Annotated in this window: 6 protein-coding genes; 4 read left to right on the top strand and 2 right to left on the bottom strand. The window is 69.6% G+C overall.

Annotation, left to right across the window (positions count from 1 at the left end):
* Window positions 1-32 precede the first annotated feature (32 nt).
* Window positions 33-1505 carry an acyl-CoA synthetase gene (locus OU415_RS16475; protein WP_270949672.1) on the bottom strand — a complete coding sequence of 491 codons (1473 nt, stop codon included), beginning with the start codon at window positions 1503-1505 and terminating at the stop codon, window positions 33-35.
* A gap of 113 nt (window positions 1506-1618) precedes the next feature.
* On the opposite strand from OU415_RS16475, the gene OU415_RS16470 reads away from it, so the two are divergent.
* The 4 genes from OU415_RS16470 to OU415_RS16455 all read left to right on the top strand — a co-directional run bounded on the left by OU415_RS16470 (window position 1619) and on the right by OU415_RS16455 (window position 6967).
* Window positions 1619-2341, top strand: a complete 723-nt coding sequence (locus tag OU415_RS16470; RefSeq protein WP_270949671.1) for a FadR/GntR family transcriptional regulator — start codon at window positions 1619-1621, stop codon at window positions 2339-2341.
* 348 nt (window positions 2342-2689) lie between these two features.
* Window positions 2690-3187, top strand: coding sequence for a VTT domain-containing protein (locus OU415_RS16465; RefSeq protein ID WP_270949670.1), 498 nt, complete (start codon window positions 2690-2692; stop codon window positions 3185-3187).
* Between the two features lie 73 nt (window positions 3188-3260).
* Window positions 3261-5363 carry a catalase gene (locus tag OU415_RS16460; RefSeq protein WP_270949669.1) on the top strand — a complete coding sequence of 701 codons (2103 nt, stop codon included), beginning with the start codon at window positions 3261-3263 and terminating at the stop codon, window positions 5361-5363.
* 146 nt (window positions 5364-5509) lie between these two features.
* Complete coding sequence (locus OU415_RS16455) at window positions 5510-6967, top strand: amino acid permease (protein ID WP_270949668.1); 1458 nt, start codon at window positions 5510-5512, stop codon at window positions 6965-6967.
* A gap of 51 nt (window positions 6968-7018) precedes the next feature.
* Here the strand turns inward: OU415_RS16455 and OU415_RS16450 are convergent, their stop codons facing one another.
* Window positions 7019-7432 (bottom strand): YybH family protein, encoded by a 414-nt coding sequence (locus OU415_RS16450; protein WP_270949667.1) that lies wholly within the window; start codon window positions 7430-7432, stop codon window positions 7019-7021.
* Window positions 7433-7590: the final 158 nt, after the last annotated feature.

The following is a 7590-nucleotide window of genomic DNA, read 5'->3' as shown; positions in this document are numbered from 1 at the left end:
TCGCCTCGACCAGCGCGCGAGCCGCGCTGTGCTCAGCCATGCTGCAGGGCCTTCTTCTGCACCTTGCCCATCTCGTTGCGCGGCAAAGCGTCCAGGTAGCGCACCTCGCGCGGCCGCTTGTGCGGGGTGAGCAGCCGGGCCACGTGGTCGACCAGCTCCTGGTCGGTCACCTCCTGGCCGGGGGCGCGCACGATCCAGGCCACGATCCGCTCGCCCAGGTCGGCGTCGGGCTCACCGGTGACCGCGACCTCGGCGACCGCCGGGTGCTCCAGCAGGCAGTTCTCGATCTCGCCCGCACCGATCTTGTAGCCGCCGCTCTTGATGATGTCGGTGGCCTTGCGCCCGACGATGCGGATGTAGCCGTCCGGGGCCCGGGTGGCCACGTCGCCGGTGCGGAACCAGCCGTCGGCGAAGGCCGCCTCGGTGGCGTCGGGGCGGTTGAGGTAGCCGCTGAACAGGTTCGAGCCGCGGATCAGGATCTCGCCGACCGTCTCGTCGTCGCTGGCCTCGATCTCCGCGCCCTGCTCGTCGACCAGCTTGAGCTCGACCCCGGCGAACGGGCGCCCCACGTAACCGGGTCGGCGGTCGCCGTCGGCGCGCACGCCGCAGTTCATGATTGTCTCGCTCATGCCGTAGCGCTCGACGACCCGCTGCCCGGTCAGCCGCTCGATCCGCTCGTGCTCGACCGCGGGCAGCGCCGCCGAACCCGACACGAGCAGCCGCGCCTTGCCGACGGCCTTGCCGATCTCCGGGTCGCGCTCGGCGTCCTCGGCCAGCCGGTGGTACATGGTCGGCACGCCGAACATCATGGTCGCCGGCCCGGCGAGCTCCTCGGCGATGGCGGCGGAGGAGAACTTGCCCAGGTGGTGCACGGTGCCGCCCAGCCGCACCGGTCCGAGCGTGCCGAGGATCAGCCCGTGCACGTGGAACAGCGGCAGGGCGTGCGCGAGCACGTCGCGCTCCGTCCACTCCCAGGCCTCGGCGAGCGCGTCGAGGTTGGCGCTGATCGCGCGGCGCGGCAGCACGACGCCCTTCGGCGGGCCGGTGGTGCCCGAGGTGTAGACGATCAGCGCCGGGGCGCCCTCGTCCGCCTCCGGCGGCAGCTCACCGCCGCGGGCGCTCAGGTCGACCTCGTGCACCTGGATCTCGCCGAGACCCTCCGGCGCCTGGAACCCGGGTGCGGCGAGCAGCAGTTCCGGCTGGCTGTCGTTGAGGATGTGCGCGAGTTCGCGCTCCCCCACCTTCGGGTTGATCGGCACGACCGCGACGCCCGCGCTGAGCCCGCCGATGACTGCCGCGCAGGTCTCGAGCTCGTTGGTCGCCCACACCGCGACCCGCTCGCGACCGGCGACCCGTTCGGCGATCGCGGCGGCCACCCCGGCCAGCTCCTGGTAGTTCAGCGCCCGCGCGCCGAAGCGCAGCGCCTCCTTCTCGTCCGGCTGCCGCAACTTCGGGAACAGCACGGTCACCTCCACGATCGTCCGAGCATTGGTCCACTGGCTCATCCACTTTTGCCCGCCGGCCAGGCGCCGTCAAGCGTTCTGTGGCCAAATTGGCTCAGCCACTCGTCCACGGTGCTAGCCTGACCACCGCCCGCTCCCCTACCTGGAGGAACCCGGTGTCCGACGCCCTGCGCCCGCTCGCCCGCCCTCGCCTGTACGAGCAGGTCGTGCAGCGGCTGCGCGAGCACGTCGCCGCTTCCGGGCTGCGCGCGGGCGACCGCCTGCCGCCGGAGCGCAAGCTCGCCGAGCAGCTCGGTGTCAGCCGCGCCTCGGTCAAGCAGGCCATCGTGGTGCTCGAGGTGCAGGGGCTGGTCGAGGTCCGGCACGGCGGCGGCACCTACCTGCGGCGCGAGTCGCTGGACGTCGAACCGGTCGACGAGCTGGTGGCCCGCAAGCGCCGCCTCCCCGACGTGCTCGACGCCCGCGAAGCGCTGGAGACCAAGCTCGCCGAACTGGCCGCGCAGCGCCGCACCGAAGACGACCTGGCCGAGATCGACGCAGCCCTGGCCGACATGCGCCGCGAGATCGCCGACGGCGAGCTCGGCAACGAGGGCGACCGCCGGTTCCACGCAGCGATCACCGCCGCCGCGCACAGCTCCCTGCTCGCAGACTTCATGCGCACCATCGCACCCGAGATCGCCGAAAGCCGCCAGGAATCCCTGCGCCAGCCGGACCGCCCGAGCAAGTCCCTGACCCAGCACGAACGCATCGCCGAAGCGATCCGCGCCGGTGACGCCCGCGCCGCGGTCACCGCGATGCGCCGCCACCTCCGCACGGTCAGCCGCGTCCGCCTCCTCAGCTGGGACCCCGACGCCGACCCCACTCCCCCGGAAGCGTGAGGCGGTCGATTTCGCGAGAAACCGACCACTACCCGGGCGAATCCCGCCGAAACGCTCGAATGCGACATCCCCGCTGGTCAAGCCCCGTGAGCACTTTGGGGTGCTATAGCGCCACAAAGTACTCACGGGCCACCACCTGCGAAAATGCAGCCGCGCCACCCCAGGCGTGGTCAATTTCGTACGAATTGAGGTTCGCCCGGATGTTGGTCGATTTCGCACGAAATTCGCACCCGTCCCCGGCCGGGTGTTGCGGGGAGCGGCTCGGTAGGGTGGGTCGTCCTGTTCTGGTCGTTGTGGAGTGCGTGACGTGATCGACCGCCTTGCTCCGCCGCGCGAGCGGGTGGTCCGATGATCGGGTGGCTGCTGGCCACTGCGGGCACCGCGGCGCTGGGTAGTTTCTTCCCACTCGTCAACATCGAGCTGTACCTGCTGGGCGTCGTGTCCAATGTGGATGGCGTGAGCTGGTGGGCGCTCGGGCTGGCCGCCGCGATCGGCCAGGTCGCCGGCAAGACGCTGTTCTACTTCGCGGGCAAGGGCGGGTTCGCGCTCGGCGAGCGGATGCTGAAGAAGCTCGAGGCCAAGCGGCGGACCGGCCGGTGGGCCGCCTGGTTCGAGAAGTTCCACCAGCGCACCGTCGACCGCCCCTGGTGGGGGCTGGGCGTGCTGTGCCTGACCTCGATCCCCGGCATCCCGCCCTACAGCCTGATGTGCCTGCTCTCCGGCGCGGCGGGCCTGCCGCTGATCGGCTTCCTCGCGGCCAGCCTCATCGGCCGGGCCGCGCACTTCCTGCTCGTGGCCGGTGCCCCCGGACTGCTGCACTGGCTGCCCGCCGCGCTGGGGTCCTGAACGCGCATAGCCCCCGGCACCAGCGGGAAACCTGGTGGGCGGTTTCAGCCGACACCGAGGGGAGCCAGGCGCGATGGGCACCGAAGACGACAAGCAACGACAGCTCGACGGGGTCCGGCAGGATCTCACCGGCACGAAGTTGACCACCCAGCAGGGCGTGCGCATCGACCACACCGACGACGCGTTGAGCGCCGGTGAGCGCGGCCCCACGCTGCTGGAGGACTTCCACGCCCGGGAGAAGATCACGCACTTCGACCACGAACGCATCCCGGAGCGCGTGGTGCACGCCCGCGGCGCCGGGGCCTACGGGCACTTCCAGCCCTACGACGGCTGGCTGTCCGACTACACCGTCGCGCGCTTCCTGACCGATCCGAACCAGCGCACCCCGGTGTTCGTCCGGTTCTCCACCGTCGCCGGTTCCCGGGGATCGGCCGACACGGTCCGCGACGTGCGCGGTTTCGCCACCAAGTTCTACACCGAGCAGGGCAACTACGACCTGGTCGGCAACAACATGCCGGTGTTCTTCATCCAGGACGGCATCAAGTTCCCCGACTTCGTGCACGCGGTGAAGCCCGAACCGCACCACGAGATGCCGCAGGCCGCCTCGGCGCACGACACGTTGTGGGACTTCGTGGCGCTGCAACCGGAAACGCTGCACATGATGATGTGGCTGATGTCGGACCGGGCGATTCCGCGCAGCTACCGGATGATGCAGGGCTTCGGCGTGCACACCTTCCGGCTGGTCAACGCCGCCGGCGAAGGCACCTTCGTGAAGTTCCACTGGAAGCCGGTGCTGGGCAGCCATTCGCTGGTGTGGGACGAGTGCCAGAAGATCGCCGGGGCCGATCCCGACTACAACCGCCGCGACCTGTGGGAGTCCATCGAGGCCGGCCAGTACCCGGAGTGGGAGCTGGGCGTGCAGCTGGTCGAGGAGTCGGCGGAGTTCGACTTCGACTTCGACCTGCTGGACGCGACCAAGATCATCCCCGAAGAGGTGGTGCCGGTGCGCCCGGTGGGCAAGATGGTGCTGGACCGCAATCCGGACAACTTCTTCGCCGAGACCGAGCAGGTCGCCTTCCACACCGCCAACGTGGTGCCGGGCATCGACTTCACCAACGATCCGCTGCTGCAGGCGCGCAACTTCTCCTACCTCGACACCCAGCTGATCCGGCTCGGCGGACCGAACTTCGCGCAGATCCCGATCAACCGGCCGACGGCCGAGGTGACCAACAACCAGCGCGACGGCTACGGCCAGCAGAAGATCCACCAGGGCCGCACGAGCTACACGGAGAACAGCCTGTCCGGCGGGTGCCCGGCGCTGGCCGACGAGGACGTGTTCCGGCACTACCAGCAGAAGGTGGACGGCTACACGATCCGCAAGCGCAGCGAGAGCTTCAAGGACCACTACAGCCAGGCGACGCTGTTCTGGAACAGCATGGCGCCGTGGGAGAAGGAGCACATCGTCGCGGCGTTCCGCTTCGAGCTCGGCAAGGTCGACCACCAGCACGTGCGCGCCAACGTCGTCGACCACCTGGAGAACATCGACCACGAGCTGGCCGCAGCGGTGGCGGAGGGCGTCGGCGTGGCACCGCCCAGCGGCGGCAAGCCGAACCACGGCCGCAGCTCCCCCGCGCTGAGCCTGGCCAATTCGCGCACCGACACGATCACCAGCCGCAAGGTCGCGGTGCTGGTCGCAGACGGCGTGGATGCCTCGGAAGTCGTCCAGATCCAGCGCGGACTGGCCGAGCGCGGCGCACTGGCGGAGGTGCTGGGACTGCGCGACGGCAAGGTCCGCGGCACCGACAGCGACGAGGTGACCGTGGACCGGGCCGTGCACACCATGGCGTCGGTGCTCTACGACGGCGTCATCGTGCCCGGCGGCGCGGAGAGCGTGCGCTCGTTGGCCGAGGACGGGCACGCGGTGCACTTCGTCGCCGAGGCCTACAAGCACCACAAGCCGGTCGCGGCCAGCGACGAGGGCATGGAGCTGCTGCAACGCGCCGGGGTCTCCGAAGCGCGCAAGGGCTCCGGGACCGACGGCGTGGTCGCCGACCTCGGCGTGGTCATGGCCGCGCACAGCGGCGGTGCGCTGCCGGAGGGCTTCATCGAGGAGTTCGTCACCGTGCTCGGCAAGCACCGGGTGTGGGAGCGCGACACCTCCGCCGTGCCCGCCTGAATGGAGCGCCCACCGCGCATTTGACCGTTTGATCCGGATCACTCGTTGACATCCGGTGAACACCGAGTGTCACGTTTCGTACCGAAAGGATCACACAAAGCGACGCCGGTCGCGCCATCTCGCCGAGCCTCGCTTACGGTGCGCCCGTGAGCGTCTTCCGAACGATGCCCGTCGAGGACATCATCGACCGCGGTGAGCGCAGCGGACTGGTCCGCAGCCTGACCGGCAAGGACCTGATCGGTTTCGGCATCGGCATCATCATCGGCACCGGTGTGTTCACCTTGGCCGGCATCCAGGCCAAGGAGCACGCCGGTCCCGGCGTGGTGCTGTCCTTCGTCATCGGCGGGATCGTCGCGGCCCTGGCCGCGCTGTGCTACGCCGAGCTGTCCTCAGCGGTTCCGACCGCGGGCAGCGCCTACACCTACGGCTACGCCACGCTCGGCGAGCTGTTCGCCTGGATCATCGGCTGGGACCTGCTGCTGGAGTTCGCCCTGGGCGCCGCGGTGGTCTCGCGCAGCTGGTCGGGCTACGTGTCGAACCTGCTCGGCCTGCCGTCGGAGTGGTTCGGCGAGGACGCCACGGTCAACGTCGGCGCGATACTGATCATCGCGGTGCTCACGGTGATCGCGGTGATCGGCATCCGCGAGTCGTCGTGGGTGACCAACGCGCTGGTCGTGGTCAAGGTGTCGGTGTGCGTGCTGGTGATCGTCGCCGGGCTGTTCTTCTTCAACGGCGCCCACCTCGACCCGTTCATCCCGCCCGCGCAGCCGGCCACCGAGACCGCCAGCGCGCTGGAGCAGCCGCTGGTGCAGGCCCTGCTCGGCATGGAGCAGTCGATGTACGGCATCGGCGGCGTGTTCACCGCGGCGGCGATCGTGTTCTTCGCCTACACCGGTTTCGAGGCGCTGGCCAACCTCGGCGAGGAGACCAAGCGCCCCAAGCGCGACCTGCCGGTCGGCCTGCTCGGCAGCCTGATCGTGTGCACCGTGCTGTACGTGCTGGTCGCGATCGTGCTCAGCGCGATGGTCGACTACCGGCAGATCGACGAGGGAGCCCCGCTGGCCGCGGCGTTCCAGTCGGTCGGCCAGCCGTGGGTGGCCGCGCTGATCGCACTGGGCGCGGTGACGGGTCTGACCTCGGTGATGATGGTCGAGCTGGTCACCATCGGCCGGATCGGTTTCGCGATGAGCCGCGACGGCCTGCTGCCGCCGAAGCTCTCCCAGGTGCACCCGAAGTGGGGCACGCCGCACCGGATGACCATCGGCGGCGCGGTGCTGATCATGCTGATGGCCGGGTTCATCCCGATCTCCGAGCTGGCCGACATGGTGAGCATCGGCGCCCTGTCGGGCTTCGTGATCGTCTCCCTCGCGGTCCCGGTCCTGCGCCGCCGCAAGCCGGAGCTCGCCCGCCCGTTCCGGGTGCCGCTGTCGCCGGTGCTGCCGATCCTCAGCGCCCTGGCCTGCCTGTACCTGATGGCGAACCTGGACATCATCACCTGGCTGCGCTTCGCGGCCTGGCTTGCCCTCGGCCTGGTGATCTACTTCGCCTACGGCCACCGCAACGCCCGCCTGGCCAAGGCGACGTCCGACGCCGCGAAGGAATAGCGCCGAACACGCGGAACGGGGCGGGCGCGATCGACTGCGCCCGCCCTGTTCCTACCCCTGCACGACGACGGGGCCGCGCAACGACTCGTGGTAGTGGATCCCCTTCCACCCAGCACCGGTGCGACGCGCGATCAGCGTGTTGCGCCCGTGCACTTCGAACGGCTCAGCGCTCCCGCTCGAACCTTCGACGTCGAAGGCGAAGAACACCCACGCGACATCGCCGATGACCTCGATCCGAACATCGGAGACGGTCATCGCGTGCACGTGGCGGATGTCGGCGACGACGCGATCGAAGTACCGGCCGACCGCATCCGCGCCCTGCAGCGGCCGGTCCAGTTCGGCCGGGCAGTAGACGAGTTCTCGCTCCGGATCCCAGATCGACCGGAACGCGGCGGTGTCCCGATTCGCCCAGGCGGTCCGGAACACCTCGATCAGTGCGGTAACGCCGTCGATGTCGTCCACCATGAAGGCAACGCTAGAACTTCGAGTCTGGTCGAGGTCAAGAACGTTCCACCCCGGGGAACTACCGGCCCGCACCACGATGTCCAGGCCGGTCACGGCACGTGAGTACTTTGGGGCGCTAGAGAACCCCAAAGTACTCACGAAGCCTGAGCAGGCGGAAC

It is taken from the genome of Saccharopolyspora oryzae, assembly GCF_027853915.1.
In the GTDB taxonomy this organism is placed as follows: Bacteria; Actinomycetota; Actinomycetes; order Mycobacteriales; family Pseudonocardiaceae; genus Saccharopolyspora; species Saccharopolyspora oryzae.
Note: the sequence above shows the minus strand (reverse complement) of the source record. Positions and strands in the feature narration are given on the sequence as shown.